General features: G+C 63.0%; 22 protein-coding genes. 18 read left to right on the forward strand and 4 right to left on the reverse strand.

The annotated features are described in order from the left end of the window. Positions 1–45 precede the first annotated feature (45 nt). Entirely contained in the window at positions 46–219 is a 174-nt protein-coding gene (locus tag DCM80_RS26760) for a hypothetical protein (protein WP_164718698.1), read from the reverse strand. A 187-nt stretch (positions 220–406) separates the two neighbouring features. Between DCM80_RS26760 and DCM80_RS26765 the strand changes: the two genes are divergently transcribed. The 5 genes from DCM80_RS26765 (at position 407) to DCM80_RS26785 (ending at position 3,039) form a co-directional block, all read left to right on the forward strand. Continuing rightward, positions 407–766, forward strand: coding sequence for a cytochrome c (locus DCM80_RS26765; protein WP_257194446.1), 360 nt, complete (start codon positions 407–409; stop codon positions 764–766). A gap of 195 nt (positions 767–961) precedes the next feature. Beyond that, the gene (locus DCM80_RS26770; protein WP_257194447.1) at positions 962–1,366 is read left to right on the forward strand and encodes a VOC family protein; all 405 of its coding nucleotides are present in this window, start codon (positions 962–964) and stop codon (positions 1,364–1,366) included. 23 nt (positions 1,367–1,389) lie between these two features. Continuing rightward, the gene (locus DCM80_RS26775) at positions 1,390–2,052 is read left to right on the forward strand and encodes a cell envelope biogenesis protein TolA (protein WP_257194448.1); all 663 of its coding nucleotides are present in this window, start codon (positions 1,390–1,392) and stop codon (positions 2,050–2,052) included. 160 nt (positions 2,053–2,212) lie between these two features. Then, positions 2,213–2,494 (forward strand): hypothetical protein, encoded by a 282-nt coding sequence (locus tag DCM80_RS26780; RefSeq protein WP_257194449.1) that lies wholly within the window; start codon positions 2,213–2,215, stop codon positions 2,492–2,494. A 278-nt stretch (positions 2,495–2,772) separates the two neighbouring features. Further along, on the forward strand, positions 2,773–3,039 hold the full coding sequence (locus DCM80_RS26785; protein WP_025575662.1) for a DUF2312 domain-containing protein: 267 nt from the start codon (positions 2,773–2,775) through the stop codon (positions 3,037–3,039). A gap of 168 nt (positions 3,040–3,207) precedes the next feature. Here DCM80_RS26785 and DCM80_RS26790 read toward each other — a convergent pair whose 3' ends face one another. Continuing rightward, positions 3,208–3,705 carry a DUF421 domain-containing protein gene (locus tag DCM80_RS26790; RefSeq protein WP_257194450.1) on the reverse strand — a complete coding sequence of 166 codons (498 nt, stop codon included), beginning with the start codon at positions 3,703–3,705 and terminating at the stop codon, positions 3,208–3,210. A 202-nt stretch (positions 3,706–3,907) separates the two neighbouring features. On the opposite strand from DCM80_RS26790, the gene DCM80_RS26795 reads away from it, so the two are divergent. The 3 genes from DCM80_RS26795 to DCM80_RS26805 all read left to right on the forward strand — a co-directional run bounded on the left by DCM80_RS26795 (position 3,908) and on the right by DCM80_RS26805 (position 5,287). Further along, a complete protein-coding gene (locus tag DCM80_RS26795) occupies positions 3,908–4,162 on the forward strand; it encodes an AbrB/MazE/SpoVT family DNA-binding domain-containing protein (RefSeq protein ID WP_257194451.1) in 255 nt (84 codons plus the stop codon). Beyond that, on the forward strand, positions 4,143–4,496 hold the full coding sequence (mazF, locus tag DCM80_RS26800; protein WP_257194452.1) for an endoribonuclease MazF: 354 nt from the start codon (positions 4,143–4,145) through the stop codon (positions 4,494–4,496). Before DCM80_RS26795 ends, mazF begins: the two co-directional genes overlap by 20 nt. Before the next feature lie 227 nt (positions 4,497–4,723). Next, positions 4,724–5,287, forward strand: a complete 564-nt coding sequence (locus tag DCM80_RS26805) for a type 1 glutamine amidotransferase domain-containing protein (protein ID WP_257194453.1) — start codon at positions 4,724–4,726, stop codon at positions 5,285–5,287. 172 nt (positions 5,288–5,459) lie between these two features. On the opposite strand, the gene DCM80_RS26810 is transcribed toward DCM80_RS26805, so the two are convergent. Continuing rightward, on the reverse strand, positions 5,460–5,975 hold the full coding sequence (locus DCM80_RS26810) for a ParB N-terminal domain-containing protein (protein WP_257194454.1): 516 nt from the start codon (positions 5,973–5,975) through the stop codon (positions 5,460–5,462). 293 nt (positions 5,976–6,268) lie between these two features. On the opposite strand from DCM80_RS26810, the gene DCM80_RS26815 reads away from it, so the two are divergent. From DCM80_RS26815 to DCM80_RS26825, 3 genes are all read left to right on the forward strand, one after another. Beyond that, the gene (locus DCM80_RS26815) at positions 6,269–7,696 is read left to right on the forward strand and encodes an HD domain-containing protein (RefSeq protein ID WP_257194455.1); all 1,428 of its coding nucleotides are present in this window, start codon (positions 6,269–6,271) and stop codon (positions 7,694–7,696) included. 35 nt (positions 7,697–7,731) lie between these two features. After that, positions 7,732–7,956, forward strand: a complete 225-nt coding sequence (locus tag DCM80_RS26820) for a hypothetical protein (protein WP_257194456.1) — start codon at positions 7,732–7,734, stop codon at positions 7,954–7,956. A 90-nt stretch (positions 7,957–8,046) separates the two neighbouring features. Next, the gene (locus DCM80_RS26825) at positions 8,047–8,829 is read left to right on the forward strand and encodes a serine/threonine-protein kinase (protein WP_257198072.1); all 783 of its coding nucleotides are present in this window, start codon (positions 8,047–8,049) and stop codon (positions 8,827–8,829) included. Positions 8,830–8,925: 96 nt separating this feature from the next. Here DCM80_RS26825 and DCM80_RS26830 read toward each other — a convergent pair whose 3' ends face one another. Next, positions 8,926–12,696, reverse strand: a complete 3,771-nt coding sequence (locus tag DCM80_RS26830) for a vitamin B12-dependent ribonucleotide reductase (RefSeq protein WP_257194457.1) — start codon at positions 12,694–12,696, stop codon at positions 8,926–8,928. A 761-nt stretch (positions 12,697–13,457) separates the two neighbouring features. On the opposite strand from DCM80_RS26830, the gene DCM80_RS26835 reads away from it, so the two are divergent. The 7 genes from DCM80_RS26835 to DCM80_RS26870 all read left to right on the forward strand — a co-directional run bounded on the left by DCM80_RS26835 (position 13,458) and on the right by DCM80_RS26870 (position 21,443). Next, positions 13,458–14,354, forward strand: coding sequence for a DMT family transporter (locus DCM80_RS26835; RefSeq protein WP_257194458.1), 897 nt, complete (start codon positions 13,458–13,460; stop codon positions 14,352–14,354). Positions 14,355–14,897: 543 nt separating this feature from the next. Beyond that, positions 14,898–16,697 carry a hypothetical protein gene (locus DCM80_RS31260; RefSeq protein ID WP_274069676.1) on the forward strand — a complete coding sequence of 600 codons (1,800 nt, stop codon included), beginning with the start codon at positions 14,898–14,900 and terminating at the stop codon, positions 16,695–16,697. A gap of 120 nt (positions 16,698–16,817) precedes the next feature. Next, the gene (locus DCM80_RS26850) at positions 16,818–17,930 is read left to right on the forward strand and encodes a phosphotransferase family protein (protein ID WP_257194459.1); all 1,113 of its coding nucleotides are present in this window, start codon (positions 16,818–16,820) and stop codon (positions 17,928–17,930) included. Further along, on the forward strand, positions 17,927–18,925 hold the full coding sequence (locus DCM80_RS26855) for a T3SS effector HopA1 family protein (RefSeq protein WP_257194460.1): 999 nt from the start codon (positions 17,927–17,929) through the stop codon (positions 18,923–18,925). The genes DCM80_RS26850 and DCM80_RS26855 overlap by 4 nt, the downstream gene beginning before the upstream one ends. Beyond that, positions 18,915–20,162, forward strand: a complete 1,248-nt coding sequence (locus tag DCM80_RS26860) for a lanthionine synthetase LanC family protein (protein WP_257194461.1) — start codon at positions 18,915–18,917, stop codon at positions 20,160–20,162. Before DCM80_RS26855 ends, DCM80_RS26860 begins: the two co-directional genes overlap by 11 nt. 18 nt (positions 20,163–20,180) lie before the next feature. Then, the gene (locus DCM80_RS26865; protein ID WP_257194462.1) at positions 20,181–20,780 is read left to right on the forward strand and encodes a papain-like cysteine protease family protein; all 600 of its coding nucleotides are present in this window, start codon (positions 20,181–20,183) and stop codon (positions 20,778–20,780) included. Between the two features lie 36 nt (positions 20,781–20,816). After that, a complete protein-coding gene (locus DCM80_RS26870) occupies positions 20,817–21,443 on the forward strand; it encodes a hypothetical protein (protein ID WP_257194463.1) in 627 nt (208 codons plus the stop codon). Positions 21,444–21,481: the final 38 nt, after the last annotated feature.

The following is a 21,481-nucleotide window of genomic DNA, read 5'->3' on the forward strand; positions in this document are numbered from 1 at the left end:
GAAGCTGCCGACGGCGCGGCCGGCCCATCGCCTGCCGGTGCGATATCACCGAAACAGCGCAACGAAGATCACGTAGAGCCAGCCCAGGATGCCGTGGATGATCGCCCACAGGATCGAATGGTTGTCGGCATAGGAGATCGCGATGGCGAGCGCCGAGCCGAAGCCGACGCCGTATTTCGCGCCTTCGACGCGAACGCCGTAATAGCGATTGCCGTTCATGCTGATGCCTCCTGACCTCAATTGAGTGCGAGCTTATGCATTCGCCTCGATGCTGGCGAGCGGCATGATCGATGAGCCAATGTCGCCCGCGGGCGTATCGCGAGCTGCCTCCTTGACGCAGATCAACCTGGCCTTGCCGTGCAAATCTAGGCTGGTGTCGATGATTCAATCACGGTGAGGTTGGGCGATGTCGCATAGTGCTCGAATCTATCTCGGCATCGCTCTGCTGATCGCGTTGTCGCTGCTGTTCCTGTTCAGCGTGGTCCACACCGCAGCCGGCGCCCCGCGGTCCGGCCCGCGCGCGGTCGCCGAAGGGCATCGCCTGGCGCAGGCATGGTGCCAGAGCTGTCACGCGGTCGAGCCGGGCATGGCCGGATGGTTCGACGAAGCCCCGAGCTTCCAGGCCATCGCCGACCGCAGCGGCACCACCGCGCTGGCGCTCAAGGTGTTCTGGCGCACCAGCCACCACAACATGCCGAACATCGTGATCTTGCCGGAGCAGGCGGACGTGCTGTCGGCCTATATCCTCAGCCTCAAAGGCAGGTGAGCACCTCGTCGACTCGGTCGACACGATTTATGCGAAAACAACCCCATGCACAGTAGAGCGGGCCTTGATAAGGCTCGCGTTTTCGGCTGCGCCGAAATCTGCTTGCGGCGTCGGGCAAAACAGCGGCATCATCCCGGATGACGCTGACGCGTCATCCGGGCTAGGCTCGCGACGCAACTGCGCAGCGAGTCCGGCATGAGCTTCCTCCTCAACATCGACGTCCCCGATATCGAGCAAGCCACCAGCTTCTACACCGAGGCCTTCGGCCTCACGGTCGGCCGCCGCTTCGGCACCGGCTTCGTCGAGCTGCTCGGCTGGCCGGCGCCGGTCTATCTCCTGACCAAGCAGGCCGGCACGGTCGGCGCCGGCGGCGATCGCCGCCGCTACGCCCGGCATTGGACGCCGGTGCACATCGACGTCGTCGTCGAGAATGTCGATGCGGCCGTCGAACGCGCGCTGCGGGCCGGCGCGGTCCTGGAGGTGCCGGCGCGCGATGCGCCCTATGGAAGGATCGCGATGCTGGCCGATCCGTTCGGGCACGGCTTCTGCCTGCTGGCGTTCAGCGCAAAGGGATACGATGCGTTGCTGGAGAGTTCGTAGTTCGAAACGACCATCGGGGCGGCATGGCAAAACGCGCGACAAGCAAACCGGCACGGAAGCTGAAGACCTATCAGACCTCGCTCGGCTTTTACGACCAGGCCATCGCGGCGCCCTCGATGAAGGCGGCGCTCGAGGCCTGGGGCGCCAGCTCCAATCTGTTCCATCAGGGCGCCGCGAAGGAGACCGACGATCCTGATGTCGTCGCGGCGACGCTGGCCAAGCCCGGCGTCGTGCTCAGGCGCCCGGTCGGGTCCGACGGTCCCTTCACCGAAAGCGCCGAGCTGCCGACCGATCTTGCCGAGGACGATGCCAGGCCGAAGCGAAGATCCGGCAAGCGTCCGGCCAAGACCGCAAAGAGGTCCGCCAGGTCCGCCAAGACGCCGTCGCGCAAGGTCGACGAGCAGGCGGCCCGCAAGGCCGCGGCGGCGTTCGAGAAGGAGGAGCAGCGGCGCGAGGCCGCGCGCCGCAAGGAGGAGGCCGCCCGCGCCAAGCAGCGCGCGCGTCGCGACAAGGCCGTCGCCGCAGCGGAAGCCGCGTTGGACAAAGCGCGGCGCGAGCACGAGGCGAAGGCGGAGGAGATCGAAGCGGCGCGGGCTGCACTCGACGAGCGCTTTGAAGCGGAACAGTCGCGATGGGACAAGCAGCGGATGAAGCTGCAGGAGGCGTTGCGCCGCGCGCGTGAATGAGGCGCGCCTGCTGAAGCTGTTGCCGCGCACTCCGCCCTCATCCCGAGGAGCCCGCCCAAAGCGGGCGTCTCGAAGGACGGCCGCGGAAAACATCTCGCGCGAAATTCGCTTGCCTTGCCTGACATCCTTTTGCACTCTTCGCTGCGAAGGAGATCAACGCATGACAAAAATAACCGCCGCCTGCGCGCTCGGAACCGCCCTGGTGCTGTGCAGCCTTGCAACCTCCGGCGCCGAGGCGAAGCCGCGCAAGGCCGTCGTCGTCCGCGCCCCGCAAGAGCGGCTCATCATCACCGCGCCCGTGCTGCGGCCGACGCCGTGGGATTACAACATCGTTCCACGCTATCGCTACCGCCCCGAGGACGACAAGGTCGATCCCTACGGCCCGCCGCTGGTGCCGTCCTACGTTCGCTACGAGGGCTGGCGCTGGCCGTATTGGTGGTAGCTGACGACAATTGTAGGGTGGGCAAAGGCGCACTTGCGCCGTGCCCACGAATTGTCTCCGACATGATCAAAGCCGTGGGCACGCTTCCGCCTTCGCTCTTCGAGCTACGGCGGACAAGCCGCTTTGCCCAGCCTACGCCACCGTGCGAGCGCAGCGTGACGCTCTCATGGAACGGCACTCTCGGCGTTGTCCACAGGGCAATGCGCGGGGCGGCGCGGTTAACAGATTGGTTATGTCTTTGCGGGCATTTTCGCGACCTCAGTCAGCGAGGAGGCACCATGTCTGACATCACCATTCCCGGCGGCAAGATCCGTTCCTTCGTCGAGCGGATCGAGAACCTCGACAGCGAGATGCAGGAGCTGAGCGAGCAGAAGAAGGAAGTCTTCGCGGAAGCCAAGGGTGAAGGCTTCGACGTCAAGATCCTCAAGGAGATCATCAAGCTGCGCAAGGAAGACAAGAACGAGCGCGACGAGCGCGAAAGCCTGCTCGACCTCTACATGCGCGCGATGGAGACGGCTTCGCCGGAGCAGGCGAAAGCGGCCTAAGCGGCGAGGGTCGCTTTCGCGGAAGTATCTGCAATCGGCGAATGTCGGCTGCTTCGTAGGGTGGGTTAGCCGAAGGCGTAACCCACCACTGCGTATCCGACAAAGGAAAGAAGGTGGATTACGCTTCGCTCATCCACCCTACGCGCTCGGCCGCCGCGATATCGCGTGTCACTTGTCCTTCTTCTTCACGCTGATGTTGCCGTCGCCTTCGATATAGGCCTCGATGACGTCCGCGGGGCTATCGACGCCTTCTTCCCGGAGCTTGCTCAGCAACTCGTCCATCGTCACCAGCTCCTGTCGCAGATGGCGGCGAAGCACCTTTCCGTTCTTGATCAGAAGCAGCGGCGGGGGCCGAACGAGCCGCTCCACGAAGGGCACGTGATAACCGAGCCAATCGATGGCAAGGTTCCAGAAGATGATGGTGGCAACGAGCACCAGGCCTTCCGTGATCGACCGGTATTCACCCGCCATGCCGTTCTGTGCGGCATCGGCCAGAAGCACGACGAGGAGCACATCCGGGATGCTGATTCCGCCGGTTTGTCGCTTCAGGATGAGGCGCATCAGGATGAAGATGCCGAAATACATGATGGTGCCCCGCACGAGCATCTCGATCAGCGAATGCGTCGGAGCAAAGATCTCGTGCCAGGGCAGCTCGAAGTTCAACATGGGGCCTCGCATCTGGACGGAAGCGTCGTGCTACCAGGTTCAGATGGTCGTATGGTCCAGCGAAGCGCAACCCATCAATAGCCCTCACGGAATGACGGGGTCTCGCAAGGGCTCTAACCATCCAATGGGCTGTCGCAGCCTTACGCGGTCATTGACGCTCCCCGACGACGTATCTACATTGTATCGTGAGTGGAGATCGACGATGAAGGTTGCATTTCAGAAATGGGGCAACAGCCTCGCATTGCGGGTACCCAAGGCGTTTGCCGACGAGATCGGCGCCCGTGACGGCAGGGCGGCGGAAATGACCGTGCGTGACGGCAAGCTGGTCATCGAGATCGCGCGTCCGCAGCGTCGCAAGCGACGTTACGTCCTCGACGATCTCGTCGCCGGCATCACGCCAGCCAACCGCCATGACGAGATCGATTGGGGGCCGGGCGTTGGCAACGAAGTCTGGTGATTATTGTCCCGAAGCCGGGGACGTGATCTGGATCGATCTGGATCCCACGGTCGGTCACGAACAAAGCGGCCGGCGTCCAGCCGTGGTCGTGTCGCCCCAGAGTTACAACGCGGTCTCGGGCCTCTGCGTCATTTGTCCTGTCACCAGCCGGGAACGGGGTTATCCCTTCGAGGTCGTGCTCCCCGAGGATGCAGGCGTTCGCGGTGTCGTGCTCGCAGACCAGGTCCGTAGCATTTCCTGGCAGAAGCGTCCGATTGCCCCCGCAGGGCGCGCGCCCGACTTGCTGCTCGCGGAAATCCGCGAACGCTTGGCCGCGTTGCTGGCGATCAATTGACCTGGACGGCTGCCGGACCGGTTCGACCTACGTGACAGGCGGTCGCGGAATGATGGGCTTCGCAAGGGCTCAATCCATCCTACAGGGCTCGCCGTCATTCCGGGCTCGCGCCCCAGCGGGCGCGCCCTGGAATGACGGCGTGTCTTCGTCGGAACGGCTGCGTGTGAGGAACCAAAGGCAAAAGCATTCGATTGAATGGCATCGCCTCACACGCAATGGAGACACGGATGGAACTGTCCGGGAAAAGAATCGCGATCCTCGCCACCCACGGCTTCGAGCAGTCCGAACTCGAAATGCCCCGTGACACCCTCAAGGCGGCCGGCGCAACAGTGGAGATCATTTCTCTGCAAGCCGGCGAGATCAAGGGCTGGGACGAGAAGGACTGGGGCCGTCCGGTCAAGGTCGACAAGACCCTCGACCAGGCTGCGCCTACCGACTACGACGCCCTCGTGCTGCCCGGCGGCCAGATCAACCCCGACCTGCTGCGTGTCGAGCCGAAGGCGCTTCAATTCATCAAGAGCGTCTTCGACGCCAAGAAGGTCGTTGCCGCGGTCTGCCATGCGCCCTGGCTGCTGATCGAGACGGGCATCGCGAAGGGCCGCAAGATGACGTCCTACAAATCGATCAAGACCGACGTCGCCAATGCCGGCGCGAAGTGGGAGGATTCGGAGGTGGTCGTCGACCAGGGCCTCATCACCTCGCGCAACCCCGGTGACCTCAAGGCCTTCAGCGCGAAGATCATCGAAGAGGTGAGGGAAGGTCGTCACACGCAGCGGAGCAGCGCGGCGTAGTCGCTGTGACGGTGACGGTGGACTTGGTTGGCGCAATCCAGCCGAGTCGCTACCGTCATTCCGGGGCGCGCGAAGCGCGAGCCCGGAATCCATTGCGCCCCTCGTCGTGCCGTCCGATGGATTCCGGGCTCGCGCCCAAGCGGGCGCGCCCCGGAACGACGGCGCCCGACCATCAATAGCGGCCGCCGCTGCCCTTTTGCTGCGTGATCCAGTCCGACAATGATTTCGGTGGCGGTTTCGCAGCACGGCCCGGCGCTGCTTTCGGATTGCCGCGGGCGCCTTGCGTGGATCGGGTACGCGGCGCTTCCGCCTGCCTGACGTCCTTCAAAGCGGAAGTCGCCGCCTCCGCGGCTTCCTTCTCCAGGCGCAACTGCTTCAACCGTGCCATCTTGAGGCGCTCCGCCTCGACTTCGGGGCGTTCGGCGAGCAACGGCTTGTGTTGAGCAGGCTCGGCCGTAACCAGGACACCGAGAATGGTCGTCTCGCCGAGCGCCTTGCAAGCCTCTAGCCGATGCAGTCCCTTGACCAGAACGAGGCGGTCTCCGTCGCGCCGAACGGAGATGGGGGTCTGCTGTCCGATCTCCAGCATGCTTTCCGCGATCTCCCCGACGGTCTCGGGCTTGAGGGCCTTCTTCTGCTTCGTGGGAACGAAGATCTTCTCGATCGGGAAGCTTTCCGGTTTGGGCATAAGTCTTACTCCGCTTCTACGGGGCCGTCGGAACCCATGCCGAGGGTGTTGGGAGTTTAGGCGGGAGGGGGTCGACTGCAATGAGAATACATAGGATAGACTTTGTTCCTTGTTTGTTCTATATTGCAACCATGTTTCCCGTTTGCAAACGTTCTGGTTGTGGTGTCTCATTGCGGCTTGGTCTTCCTTTGAAGGGAGGCCGTGTCTACAAGGCGGGGGGCTGCCGGCACACTTTGAATGCGCTGCGAAGTAGCGCGAGACATGCTCCTCGATTTTTGATCGGAGCGTGCTTGATGTTGGCATCAATTCATAACTCGGTGTTTCGAGACAACATTGAAGGTAATCGTCTTATTGAGATGCCGGATCGCGTTCGACGCGTCGTCGATACGCGGGAATTTCAGCGACTACGAAGTATTCGGCAGATGGGCCTCTCGTCCTATGTCTTCCCTACTGCGGAACATTCAAGATTTGCGCACTCTTTAGGCGTGTTTGCGACCGCAAGTCAGGTATTTCGATTACTCCAGCAGAGGGCGGCGCCGCTTGATCTGCAAACGCCGGGCTTGAGGTTTGACGACGAAGCGATGGCCGAGTTTGGAATTGCTGCGTTGTGCCACGACCTTGGCCACTCTGCGTTCTCTCATGTGCTGGAAACTATTCTCTTGCCCGACGGGATTCGAAATCACGAAGATTGTACTGTAGCTATTCTTTCTGCGGATACGCCCGTTGCGTCGGCAGTTAACGATGCCGCAGATATCGACGCTGTGAAGAACCTTCTCAAAAAGCGGCATGCAAATAAGGCGCTCGTGGAATTGATTTCCAGTACCTTTGACGTGGATCGCTGCGATTACATCTTGCGTGACAGTCGAATGGCCGGGGTTGAATACGGGAAGTACGATCTCAAGTGGCTGTTTCACGCTATTACAGTTGAGACGAACGACTTCGGGCTTCCAATCTTACTTCTCGATGGGCCACGTGGGCTGGACGCGTTGAGACAATTTCTTGCGGCGCGCAGATACCTTCACCGGCAAGTTTATTTTCACCCGACGATTCGGGGGGCGCAGCTTTTGCTCAAAGGAATTTTTGCGCGGATGCAGGACATTCCAGAGCATCCAGATAGCGTTCGATTGGCACCGAAGTGTCTGCACAGTATTGCTTCCGGCCAGAAACCGTCATTGGACGATTTCATTCAGACAACTGACGTTGAGATCGCCTATATGATCCGAAGTTTTGCTTCCGATCACTCTGACGAGGTGCTTCGGTTGTTGGCCGACATGTTTGTGCGGCGCCAATTTCCAAAAGCCGTATTGGACTCGGCGAAGTCAAATAAGCCTCTTTCTCAGCGATATAGGATGTCTGACGAGCCGTTCTCCGAGGCCGAACGCCAGGGGGTCCTAATGGAGGAGTTTTTACCGGCGGACCTTTTGTCCGTCACCGACGATTTGAGAGAATATGTAAGAGGCCGGTTCCAAAACAATCAGCTGCCCGAGGATGCTGCAACGTATCTGGTCGCTTTCGACCAAGTCACATTCAACTCCGCGCCACCTTCGGACCTGCTATTTTCGTTCCAAGGTAATGCTGTTCCCCTGGAGCGGATTGATCCAACGTGCGTTGGCTTTAATATCGAAAATTTGCTTGAAACGTTTTCGGTGAACAGAGTCTATGTTCCAAGAGATTTTGTGGCCGAGTCTCGGGAATATGTCGAGAAGAAATATCGAATTTGAATACAATGGCGAAGGCGTCGAATCGGGAGATTGTGATGGGTGAACTTCCGAATCCCGGATTGGGTTACAAGGTCCGAGAATACCTAGGTGGTGGAAATTGGAAGAGTGCTTATCGCGCGACGAGTCCTTACAGCCTGGCTGATGTCGCCCTCCTGTTTTTTCATGACGATGAGAAGCCGGACGTGGTCGTCAAGGATGTCACGAGCTTAATCCGTACGATGTCGAAGCATCGATATGCTGGTTATTTGGCGAAATTCTAAGGCTTCCAGCAAGGGCAAGATGGTCGATTTTTTATCATCGAAGAATTGCTCGATCGTCCATTAGAGGGGCTGGCTCCTCTTAATGATATTGTGCAGTTCGTACGTATAGCGCGAGACCTTTGTAGGGCGTTGGTCTGTCTGCATGAAAGCAAGCTAGTTCATAGGGATCTTAAACTCGACAACTGTGGATTGGATCATCAACTGAGAGCCAAGATTTTCGATCTGGGCTCGGTTACGAGCGATGGCGGCGACGTACGTGGGACGGTGTTTACGCGCGCGCCTGAACTGTTTTCGAGTGCGAGCGGCGCTCAATGCGATTACCAAACTGATGTTTGGGCCCTTGGCGCTGCGCTTTTTGCATTGAGAACTGGCGATTACCCTTTTGTGTTTTCAAGCGAAATACACGAGCGAAAGATCATCAATGATCAGGTGAGAACGAAAGCAATCGACGAGGCGTCCGGCAGGCGGAGGAAAGAAGCTTTGAACAACGTTGTTGCCGAACGTATTTTAGACCAGTCGGCCGCGTCGGAACTTCGGGGGCGTGTGCATCGCAGCTTGCGGGGGCGGTCAGAAGAGATATTGAATTCTATGCTCGACTTCGATCGCCAAACTAGGATTTCGACGCAAGCTGCCGAAGCCGCTTGGAGCAAATTGGCTGAAGAACTGGGTAGTGCCGGCGAAAGCCATCGTTCTGACAAATGGGGGCAGATCAGGTCTCATATAAAGCTCGCTGAGCGAAAAGAGCTGGTTCTTACTCGTCGCCAGATAGATCGGATAATCTCTGAGTACAATTCCGAAGCACCGCTCGACAATGGCGACGAGCTTAGGAAGGCTCTTTTGCATCTCAAGGAAATCGTCGACAGCCCACCTTAAGGCGAGAAGGTAGTGGATTCACGTGTACAACTTGGGCGGCCCTTGGCCGCCCTTTGTTTATCCCAAAGTTCAAGTCTTAGCCCAAGGATCGCCGCCTCACGAACACCCCGTCGTGCTGCCGCACGTATCGCACTTCATGCACGTCCCATTCCGCACCAGCGTGAAGTTGCCGCACTCCGAGCACATCTCGCCCTCGTAGCCCTTGGCCTTGGCTTCGGCGCGGCGCTCGGCCTTGGAGGGGACGGCGGTCGCGGCGCTGCCGGCCTTGCTCCACTGCAGCTGCTCCAGCTTCTCCGTCGGCGAGAGGTCGTGCTGGACTTCCTGCTTCAGGGCGACCGCGCCTTCGAGGGCATCGCCGACGCGGGCGCTCGCGCCATGCGAGGCCATCGCCGTGACCTTGCTGCCGCCGCTGGGCGCGCTGTCATTTCCTTGCGTGACCGCGGTTGAGCCGCCGCGCATCACGACGAGGTTGTCCGTCCGCGAGCGGGTGAGGCCGCGCGAGACCAGGCGGGTGGCGTGGTGGCCGCCGTCCTCGTCCGGCTCCTTGCCCTCGTCGACGCCCTTGCCGAGCGCGTCGAAGCCGGTCTCGTTGGGATCGACATGGGCGAGGTCGAAGCGCGACATGTAGCTCACCGCGAGCTCGCGGAAGACGTAGTCGAGGATCGAGGTCGCGTACTTGATGCTGTCGTTGCCCTGCACGGGGCCCGCCGGCTCGAAGCGGGTGAAGGTGAAGGCGTCGACATATTCGTCCAGCGGCACGCCGTATTGCAGGCCGAGCGACACCGCGATGGCGAAGTTGTTGATGAAGGAGCGCAGCGCCGCGCCTTCCTTGTGCATGTCGATGAAGATCTCGCCGAGACGGCCGTCATCGTATTCGCCGGTGCGCAAGTACACCTTGTGGCCGCCGACGACCGCCTTCTGGGTGTAGCCCTTGCGGCGGTCCGGCATCTTCTCGCGCTCGCGCATCACGATGATGCGCTCGACCAGCTTCTCGACGATCTTTTCCGAGACCTGGGCGGTGCGGGCCGCAAGCGGCTTCTCGTAGAGATGGTCGACCGCATCGTCCTCGTCCTCATCGTCGCTGATGAGCTGCGAGTTGAGCGGCTGGGAGAGCTTGGAGCCGTCGCGATAGAGCGCGTTGGCCTTCAAGGCGAGCTTCCACGACAGCATGTAGGCGGACTTGCAGTCCTCCACCGTGGCGTCGTTCGGCATGTTGATGGTCTTGGAGATCGCACCCGAGATGAAGGGCTGCGCCGCCGCCATCATGCGGATGTGGCTCTCGACCGACAGATAGCGCTTGCCGATCTTGCCGCAGGGATTGGCGCAGTCGAACACCGGATAGTGCTCGGCCTTGAGGTGCGGAGCACCTTCCACCGTCATGGCGCCGCAGATGTGGACGTTGGCCGCCTCGATCTCGCGCTTGGTGAAGCCGACGGCCTGGAGCAGGTCGAAGCCGGGCGCCGCGATGGCTTCGGCGCCGATGCCGAGCTGGTCGCGGATGAAGTCTTCGCCGAAGGTCCACTTGTTGAAGGCGAACTTGATGTCGAAGGCGGTCGGCAGCGCCTTCTCGACCTTGGCGATGGCTTCATCGGTGAAGCCCTTGGCCTTCAGCGTCGAGGCGTTGATGCCGGGCGCGTTGGAGAGCGAGCCGTGGCCGACGGCGTAGGCCTCGATCTCGGCGATCTCAGCTTCGCGATAGCCGAGCGCGCGCAGCGCGGCCGGAACGGCGCGGTTGATGATCTTGAAGTAGCCGCCGCCGGCGAGCTTCTTGAACTTGACCAGGGCGAAGTCGGGCTCGATGCCGGTGGTGTCGCAATCCATCACGAGGCCGATCGTGCCGGTCGGCGCGATCACCGTGGTCTGGGCGTTGCGATAGCCGTGCTGCTCGCCGAGCTCGAGCGCCGCATCCCAGGCCGCCTGGGCGTGGCTGACGAGGTCGGCTTGCGGGCAGGAGACGAGGTCCATCGGCACCGGGTTGACGCTGAGCGCCTCGTAGCCGTTGGACTGGCCATGGGCGGCGCGGCGGTGGTTGCGGATCACGCGCAGCATGTGCGCCGCGTTCTTCTTGTAGCCGGGGAAGGTGCCGAGCTCGGAAGCGATCTCCGCCGAGGTCTTGTAGGTGATGCCGGTCATCACGGCGGTCAGCGCGCCGCAGAGCGCGCGGCCTTCCTTGCTGTCGTAGGGCAGGCCCATGGTCATCAGCAGGCCGCCGATATTGGCGTAGCCGAGGCCGAGCGTGCGGAACTCGTAGGAGAGCTCGGCGATCGCCTTCGACGGGAATTGCGCCATCATCACCGAGATTTCGAGCACGATGGTCAAGAGCCGGCAGAGATGCTCATAGCCCTCGACGTCGAAGCGCTTGGTCTCGATGTTGTAGAACGTCAGCAGGTTGGCGGAGGCGAGGTTGCACGCCGTGTCGTCCAGGAACATGTATTCCGAGCACGGATTGGAGGCGCGGATGTCGCCGGACGCCTTGCAGGTGTGCCAGTCGTTCATGGTGGTGTTGAAGTGCAGGCCCGGATCGGCCGAGGCCCAGGCGGCGTAGCCGATCTTCTCCCAGAGGTCGCGCGCCTTCAGCGTCTTGGTGATCTTCTTGGTCGTGCGTCCGACCAGATTCCAGTCGCCGTCGGTCTCGACCGCGCGCAGGAAGTCGTCCCGCAGCGAGACCGAATTGTTGGAGTTCTGGCCGGAGACCGTGAGGTAGGCTTCAGAGTCCCAATCGGTGTCGTAGGTGTCGAACTGGATATCCTTGTAGCCCTGCTTGGCAAACTGGATGACGCGCTTGATGTAATTGTCGGGCACGAGGCTGCGGCGGGCCAGCTTGATCTCGCGGCGGAGCGCCGGGTTCTTCTCGGGGTCGAAGCAATCGTCGCCCGAGCCTTCGCAGTTCACGCAGGCCTTCAGCACCGCCTTGAGGTGCTTCTGGTTGATCTTGGATCCGGTGACGAGGGCGGCGACCTTCTGCTCCTCCTTCACCTTCCAGTCGATATAGGTCTCGATGTCGGGGTGATCGACGTCGACCACGACCATCTTCGCGGCGCGGCGCGTGGTGCCGCCGCTCTTGATCGCGCCCGCGGCGCGGTCGCCGATCTTGAGGAAGCTCATCAGGCCGCTCGAGCGGCCGCCGCCGGAGAGCTTCTCGCCTTCGCCGCGCAGGCGCGAGAAGTTGGAGCCGGTGCCGGAGCCGTACTTGAACAGACGGGCCTCGCGGACCCAGAGGTCCATGATGCCGCCTTCGTTGACGAGGTCGTCACCGACGCCCTGGATGAAGCAGGCGTGCGGCTGCGGATGCTCGTAGGCGGATTTGGACTTGGTCAGCTTGCCGGTGAAGGGGTCGACGTAATAATGGCCCTGGCCGGGGCCGTCGATGCCATAGGCCCAGTGCAGGCCGGTGTTGAACCATTGCGGCGAGTTCGGCGCGACCATCTGCATCGCGAGCATGTAGCGCAGCTCGTCGTAGAAGGCCTGGGCGTCCTCGTCGGACGAGAAGTACTTGCCCTTCCAGCCCCAATAGGTCCAGCAGCCGGCGAGGCGGTCGAACACCTGCTTGGCGCTGAGCTCGCTGACATAGCGCTCCTTCTCAGGCAGCGCGGCGAGCGCCTCGGTGTCCGGCACGGAGCGCCACAGGAAGGAGGGGACGGATTCCTCCTCGACCTTCTTCAGGCGCGCGGCCACGCCGGCCTTGCGGAAATACTTCTGGGCGAGCACGTCGGAGGCGACCTGCGACCATTCCGCGGGGACCTCGACATTGTCGAGCTTGAACACGACCGAGCCGTCGGGATTCCTGATCTCCGACGTGGTCAGCCGGAAATCGATCCCGGCGTAAGGTGACTGTCCCTGGGTGGTGTGGCGCCGCTCAATCCGCATCGTCTTGCCCCGTCCTTAAGTTTTGACCGGTCCAGCCTCCGTTCAGGCGTGCCGGTCGACATTTCGTTCGCGGCGCCTTCGGCCGTTCGGCCTTGCAGCTCCGCAGTTCAGCCGGTGGACCCGGCCCTTGTTCTCCCGACGCGATGCTCGGTGCGCGCACCTCGCATCCCGCCTGCCTGTCCAGGCCCCTCCGCCCCCAAGGGGATGAGCCCGACACGCGTTCAACGCCCCACCGTCACAACGTCTTTCCGTGCCGTCCGAGCCTGTCGCCGGCCCATTCTGGCGCCCGAAGAATCCGCCCTTCGCGGGCAGACAAGCCCTCATCCGCTGCCTTTGGCTGGCCTGGCGGAGTGCCGATTTGCGAGACCCTTTGGGGGAGTGCCGGCGGGACGCAAACTCACTCGCGCCGAACGGATCGAAAGCTAGGACTCTCCGCTGCGCCCGTCAAGAACTAGTGCGGGTTCCTGAATCAAATACTAAATATGGTGGATTGTGGGGGATAACAGGGGTCTTGGCCGCGCCTGCTATGGAGACAAGTATCAGTGAGTCCTCACGGATTCCCAACTGAAAAAATTTGCATCCGATCGTGCTGCGCGGGCTTCATCCCGCTGTTCACAGGGCAGGTATATTTTTAGGCGGAGGGATTGCGTCAGCAGGACTCACGTAGCCCTACGGAAGGTGAGGGCAGGCATGCCCGCCGAGATGGTGGCTTGGGCGGCGAATCCGCGCCAAGCTGAGCTCGATTTTGCCGGATACCCCACATGTTTGATTCGACTCGTCGGGATGCGCGGCCGCGCATCGCCCCGGCCGGCCTGATGTTCCTCGCCATCACCTCGATCGGCTGGGGCTTCAACTGGCCGGTGACGAAATTCCTGCTCGCCGAACTGCCGCCGCTGACCTTGCGCGGGGTGACCGGCGTGCTCGGCGCCGTGCTGCTGGCGCTGCTCGCGGTGATGCGCCGGCAGAGCCTGCAGGTGGACGCCGCGATCTGGCCGCGCCTCGTCACCTCCGCCGCGCTCAATGTCACCGGCTGGATGGTGCTGATGGGCCTCGCGCTGCTCTGGCTACCGGCGAGCGAGGCGGCGCTGATCGCCTACACCATGCCGGTCTGGGCCTCGATCATCGCCTGGCCGGTGCTGGGCGAGCGGCCGACGCTGCTGCGCACGCTCGGGCTGGTGATGGCCTTCATCGGCCTCGCCTCGATCATGGGCGGCAACGGTATCGCCGCCAGCGTCGAGAAGCTGCCCGGCATCATCATGGCGCTGGGCGGCGCGTTCGGCTTCGCCGTCGGCACGGTGTTCTCCAAGAAATATCCGATCCACCTGCCGCCGATCACGGCCGCGGCCTGGCAGATCGGGATCGGCTGCCTGCCGATCTCGATCATCGGCCTCCTGGTCGAGACCACGCATCTCTCCAAGGTGACGCCGCTCGGCTGGTGGCTGCTGGTCTACTCGACCGTGGTGCAGTTCTGCATCGCCTATGTCAGCTGGTTCGCCGCATTGGCGCGGCTGCCGGCCTCGGTCGCCGCGATCGGCACCATGGCGGTGCCCGTCATCGGCGTCGTCGCCTCGGCGATCGCGCTGGGCGAGCCGCTCGGCGCAGGGCAGATCGCCGCGCTGATCTTCACGCTGGCGGCGGTGGTGCTGGCGACGCGCTAGCTCGCCGCGAACAGCAAAGCTCGTTTTGCGCGAAGCTCTGATCCTGTTTCACCGGCGCCGTTGCCGCGTGCGAAAATCGATCGCGTCGGTGCTGCGGTACGGTGCTTCAAGCCCGTTTCGAGCGCGCGCGATTGCGATCTGCACCGCACGCTAAATTCTTCATCGAGACTGTATTGCAATTGAAGAGCAATCATGCAATTTTTAGTAGATTGCACGTACAAATTGATTTCTGGAGGTCTGATGGTTGACCATTACCCTGACCCCCCGTCTGACATCGAAGCCCTATCATCTCGTCCGGGTGCGGCTCCGGGGGCAGCAAACGAGCCGACGATTCCGATCGTCGGCTATGCACCCGAGACGCAGTCGGGCAAGCGTCGAATCTATCTCGACGCGGGCCGTAGCTACTACGCCGAAATTCCAAGACCTGATGAGACGATTGTCGAGACGACGAACCTCGATGCGACCGCCGGCCGCGTGCGCTTGTCAGTGCGGCCGACGACGAACGTGGATATTGGACAAATTCATAGGGACGTGGAGGCTTCAATGCTGAATGCATTTCTCTCTGGATCGGCCCCCGGCGGCATCGGCACGCAGGGTCTTGTCTGCGGTGCGCCCGGCGGCATCGGCACGCAGGGTCTTGTCTGCGGCGCACCCGGCGGCATCGGCACGCAGGGTCTTGTCTGCGGCGCACCCGGCGGCATCGGCACGCAGGGTCTCGTCTGCGGCGCACCCGGCGGGATCGGCACGCAAGGTCTTGTCTGTGGTGCGCCCGGTGGCATCGGCACGCAGGGTCTGGTCTGCGGCGCGCCCGGCGGCGGCTCGTTCTTCCCGCCGGGTTGGCCGACCTATGGTTGTTTCTCGACGTCGTGGCCGATTTGTCAGGCACCAGGCGGCATCGGCACGCAGGGTCTTGTCTGCGGTGCGCCCGGCGGGATCGGTACGCAAGGTCTGGTTTGCGGCGCGCCCGGCGGCATCGGCACGCAAGGTCTTGTCTGCGGCGCGCCCGGCGGTATCGGCACGCAAGGACTTGTCTGTGGTGCGCCCGGCGGGATCGGCACGCAAGGTCTTGTCTGCGGCGCGCCCGGCGGCATCGGCACGCAGGGTCTTGTCTGCGGTGCGCCCGGTGGCATCGGCACGCAGGGTCTTGTCTGCGGCGCGCCCGGCGGGATCGGCACGCAAGGTCTTGTCTGTGGTGCGCCCGGTGGCATCGGCACGCAGGGTCTTGTCTGCGGCGCCCCCGGCGGGATCGGTACGCAAGGTCTGGTTTGCGGCGCGCCCGGTGGGATCGGCACGCAAGGTCTTGTCTGCGGCGCACCCGGTGGCATTGGTACGCAGGGCTTGGTTTGTGGTGCGCCCGGCGGCGGTTCGTTCTTCGCGCCGGGTTGGCCGACCTATGGTTGTTTCTCGACGTCGTGGCCGATTTGTCAGGCGCCAGGCGGGATCGGCACGCAGGGTCTCGTTTGCGGCGCGCCCGGCGGGATCGGCACGCAAGGTCTGGTCTGCGGCGCACCCGGCGGCATCGGCACGCAGGGTCTGGTCTGCGGCGCCCCCGGCGGCATCGGCACGCAGGGTCTGGTCTGCGGCGCGCCCGGCGGCATCGGCACGCAGGGTCTGGTCTGCGGTGCGCCCGGCGGGATCGGCACGCAGGGTCTGGTCTGCGGCGCGCCCGGCGGGATCGGCACGCAAGGTCTGGTCTGCGGCGCGCCCGGCGGGATCGGCACGCAAGGTCTGGTCTGCGGTGCGCCCGGCGGCATCGGCACGCAGGGTCTGGTCTGCGGCGCACCCGGTGGCATCGGCACGCAGGGTCTTGTCTGCGGTGCGCCCGGCGGCATCGGCACGCAAGGTCTGGTCTGCGGCGCGCCCGGCGGGATCGGCACGCAAGGTCTAGTCTGCGGCGCCCCCGGCGGCATCGGCACGCAAGGTCTGGTCTGCGGCGCGCCCGGCGGGATCGGCACGCAGGGTCTTGTCTGCGGTGCGCCCGGCGGGATCGGCACGCAGGGTCTTGTCTGCGGCGCGCCCGGCGGCATCGGCACGCAAGGTCTCGTCTGTGGTGCGCCCGGCGGAATTGGTACGCAAGGTCTGGTTTGCGGCGCGCCTGGCGGCTCGTTCTTGCCCCCGGGTTCGCTGACCTATGGTTGCTTCCCGACGTCGTGGCCGATTTGTCAGGCACCCGGCGGCATCGGCACGCAAGGTCTGGTTTGCGGCGCGCCGGGCGGGATCGGCACGCAAGGCCTCGTCTGCGGCGCGCCCGGTGGCATCGGCACGCAGGGTCTTGTCTGCGGTGCGCCCGGCTATCCACCGGAGATGGAGACCCACCTCTTCATATGCGGACCGAGGGGATAGCCCACCCCTATCAGGGACACCCGTCCCGACCAAGCGATGGCAAGAGAGCGGCGGCTCCGGCTGCATCTCTCTTGCCGGCCGACAGGGTCTATGTGGTCTTTGCCGCGAGCGAGTCGGAACGTGATCAGTTCGCCTTTCATTGCCAGCTATCTTGTTCAGCACAAGCTGATAGAGCCCGGATCGGTTGTTGCCGGGCTGCTCGAGATCGCGCCCTTGCCGGGCCGAAATTACAACTACCTGGTGCGTGATCGAACGCGCGGCCTCATCCTCAAGCAGGGCATTTGGCTCGAGGAGAACCGAAAGGCGTTTCAGGTCGAACGGAGTTTCTACCGCGAGATCGCGCCGCTCCTGCGGTCCGAACTCCAGGCACAGATTCCGCGTGCCTTGCTCATCGACGATCAGGAGGAGGCGCTGGCGGTGGAGTTCGTGCCTGACTCCGTGACGATGTTCCAGGCCTTGCAGGCCTTTCCCACGCAAGCAGCAACCGTGGGTCGCCGTCTCGGAGAGTTCCTGGGACGTTTGCACGACGCGACCGCCGCACTTGAATCATGCAAGGCGGGGCTCTCTCACGACGCGCCCTGGGCGCTCAAGCTGCATCGGCCCGGTGCCGCGAGCTTTCGCCTGGTCTCACCCGGAAGCTATCGATGTCTCAAGGCCCTGCAGCGCCACGGCGAACTCTGCGCCGGAATGCAGCGTCTACATGACGATTGGCGAGCCGAATGCGTCATACATGGCGACATCAAGTCTGACAATCTGCTCTTCAGCGTGGCTTCGCATGGCGCGACCCGGGCGCTCGACCGGCTGTCCGTCGTCGACTGGGAGCTCTGCCAGATCGGTGATCCCGCGTGGGACCTCGCGGGCTTTCTCCAGGGCATCTTACTCTACTGGATATTTTCATTTCCGATCGTCGCGGCCCCAAGCCTCGATCGATTGGCCCCATTGGCGAGCGTGCCGCTGATCACCCAGCGTGCAGGCGTGATCGAATTCATGCGGGCCTATGCCGATGCTCGCGGTACGGCTTCGTCGCGCGAGGCGTTCGAACGCGCCTTCGCGCTGTCTGGTGCGCGCCTCGTCCAATTCGCGGTCGAGTATGCCCAGCATCAACACGAGCAACACGCGCTTCAGCATTGCGAGATGGCGCTCCAGGTGGCGCAGCGCGCGATCTGCATTCCGGGCTGGGCCAGGCATGCCTTGCTGGAAGCAACGGCGACAGCTTCGATGAGAGTTCAATGACCCCGCAAGTCCACGCCGCTGTCTTCTATTGTGTCGATGCGATCAATGTCACGGGCCTCAACGAATACACGGCGTTTGGGCAGAAGCGAACCCTGGCTCCGGGCGTTGCCGGGCCATCGCCGGGGGCTGGGGTAGGTGAGGGCGATGCCATCGTGGGTGTGATCGCCGATGAGATATACCGGCGCATCTATGCGCGGTTGCAGTTCGCCCGTCACTCGGGATCGCGCGGCGAGCGCGTGCCGTTCGCGGCGCGTCTGTCCGCCGCGAACAGCAGCCGGCGAGGCTGGGAGCCGGGTTGGTCGGTGCTGACGCGAATGGGGAACGTGTCTGTCCTGCATCGGGACGGACTGCAGATCCATGTATCCACGTCGGAAATGTTCCCTGACCCGGACATCGAAGGAGTGCACAGGCACTATCAGATCGATGTCGGCAAGGAGCTCTTCAACCTGATTCCCGGCTGGTACGTCGCACTCGGCGAAACGCCGGATCCTTTCGACGAGCCGGACATCACGACGCGTGTGTACTTCAACGTCGGCGCGGCGGCGGGCGCCGAACTGGTGGCTCGCTGCTGCGCACTGCTGAATAGCTGCGCAATCCCTTTCCGTCTCAAGGTCCCCGACGATCCCGGCTCATATGGGCGAACCGACGCAGCCGTCCTCTATCTGCGGAAGCGCATCTATCGCGCCAGCCATGACGTGCTGCGGAGACTGTTCGACTCCGTCAAGACCCGAGAGGGGATTCCGGCCTTCGCCAGGAAGATGGCCCGTGGGATCGCGGTCGCAGAGGATCCGGCAGACGGCAGCAGCTTCGGACAGAACCGCTCGCGGCTCGTCGCCCGTGGGCTTTGGCGTGCCTTCGTGGCGCAGGCGGAAGGCCGTGAGTCGAAGCTTCGGTACGTCATCGGAGAATTTCAGCGCGCGGGCTTGGATTGTGCGCGGCCCCATCTTGGTCCGCGCTCTGAGGACATCTACGAAAGCACGGGCCATGGACCCTAAGACCAGCACGTGTCTCGAGGCGGTCCGACGCATTGCAGACATGCTGTGCGCAACGGCGATCTGGGACCAAGACAACCGCTCCTGCAACTGGATCGGTGCCAGCCCGCTGGCCAGTGTTCCAACACTGCGTCCACTGGGGTTCGATCTTTATAACGGGCTCGGAGGGGTCGCACTGTTTCTCGCGGCCGCGCATGCGGCGTTTGGCCGGCCCCAATACGCCGAAACCAGCATCGGCGCCTTGCGCGCGGCTCATCTCCAAGCCCATTCCGTGCCCGTCTCGCCTTCCGATCTGTCTATCTTCGAAGGCCGTTTCGGGCTGCATTTTGTGACCGGCCTGATCGGGCGCATGCTGGATGCCCCCACACCGAGCATTGCCCTGCCGGACGTCCTTCATCTTCTTGCGCAGGGAACTGGCCAGCCGCATTCGCTCGATGTGATGGCCGGAAGCGCCGGTACGATCCTCGGGCTGTTGAATTTTGAGCCGCATGGCTTCCGGATGCATCTGGCTGCGTTGGCCTCGAGGCTTGGAGAGGAAATCCTCGGTCAGGCCGAAGCTCGCGGCGGAGGATTCGCATGGCCTCCGAGGACGATCAATGGTGCCGTGAGCGGTACCGTGCCGCTGTGCGGTCTCTCCCATGGAGCCTCGGGAATGGCCGTGTCGCTGCTGCGGTTGTTTGAGCGATCGGGCCGCGCGGAGTTCCTCGCGGGCGCTCGCTCGGCGTTCAGATATGAGGAACAGGCGTTCGACCCGCAACTCGGCAGCTGGCCCGATCTACGTGCGGACACTCCGGCGCAAAGGGGTTTCGACGCGTGGTGCCACGGCGCCGGCGGAATTGCGATCGCGCGGTTGCAGGCAATGCGCAGCGACACCTTGCTGGGGGATCACCATCGGTCGGTTGCGATCACCGCTCTGGAGAGAACCCACGAGGCGTTGTGTGATTCGATCGACAGTCCCCAGCGCGACGAGGGGCTCTGTCACGGAACGATCGGGCTCGCCGAGATATGCCGCATCGGTGGCCGGATGCTCTCGGTCCCGACCTTTTCGCCGAAGGTGGATCAGGCTGCCGCGACCGTCGCGGAAGGGATCATCGACATGGGCGAGTTCCGGGACTGGCCGGGCGATGTCGTGGCCCGGCCGGGGCTCATGCTCGGCATTTCCGGCGTCGGCTATGGGCTCCTGTCGCTCAGTGGAATGAGGCTGCCCTCGGTTGTGACCTTGTTTGAATCATTTGCATAGCAATTTTGGGAGGTTCTAATGGCGGTCTATATTGCGCCCGGCAATGGCACTGAAATCACGAGCGCACCTGGCGCGGCGCCGATCGAGTCCTTGGGTATTGCCTACGTCTCGCAGCGTCCCCAAGCCAATTGGTGTTGGGCGGCCTGCACGGTCATGGTCGCCAGCCATCTCGGCGTGATGGACCAGGATCTCGCTGGACCGCCGACGATGTGCCACTTGGCCAGCATCGCTCACAACATCCCGAATTGTTGCGTAGACCCCTCGGCTTGCGACATGGGGGCCTGGCCCGAGATCGCGTATTCGCATCTGAGCATCAGCGTCAATCCCGACATACCGTCTCCGCCGGTCAACAGCGAGAGAGTGCTGACCCTGGACGAGATACGTCAGCAAATCTTGACCAGCCGTCGCCCCGTGGAGGTGATGTACAAGTGGAGCACCCATGGTGCACATGTTGTGCTCATCACCGGCGTCTATGGTGACGGGACGCTCGAAGTTTTCGATCCCTGGTTCGGTATCGAATCTCCCGTCTCCTACGACTACGTGAGGGGCGGCCGGGGTATGGGCCGATGGGCCGGCACCTACTCTGATTTCCAGATCGCGCCCGCCGCGGGCGCCTGAAGGGATCCACTTGCCTCGGACACGGAGCATTGAGTCATGGCTTACACCGTCGAATTGACCGACCAGCAGAAGAAAGTCGTTGCTCAGCAGATTGGCGCGAAGTTGGGGGCGCCTGCGGTGTCCAAGGCGCCCGGTGCCGCCCCGCCGGTGCACGAAATCACCGAGACGTTCCCCGTCTGGATCGTCGACGATCGCATCAGCTCGGCTCCGGGAGGTGCGTCAAATCTGCTCCGCGCAGGTGCACGGGATACAGGTAGCTTTCATCACAACGTCTGCGTGGCGAGCAATGCACCCGGCGCAGCGCCCGGGAGCACGCAAGTGGTGGCATCCGCGCGCTCGATCGTGCATGGACCGGGCGGAATCCCGAAGATCGAAGCCATCACCACGCCGCCACCCGGCAATAATCTGCCGCGGTGGATACGCAATGCGGCCTATTGGATTGACAAAAACGCTGTAGGCAATCCTCTGATCCGCCTGTTGGTGATCCCGTCCAAATACGTCCACTGCTTCTGGCTGTCCTATCCTGACAAGGACTGTGTGGTCGTCGTCGACATGCCCGCAAGCTTCACACACCTGCATTATCAGCGCATCTACGACAGTGACGAGTTCTTCGGTCTCCTGCAGAAGGAGCCGGTGGTCCAGGGGCTGGGGCCGCCGGGCTAGTTTCGCGCGCGATAGGATCGGAATGAAGCGGCTTCGCG

Origin of the sequence: Bradyrhizobium sp. WBOS08 (assembly GCF_024585125.1) — a bacterium.
Lineage (GTDB): Bacteria > Pseudomonadota > Alphaproteobacteria > Rhizobiales > Xanthobacteraceae > Bradyrhizobium > Bradyrhizobium japonicum_B.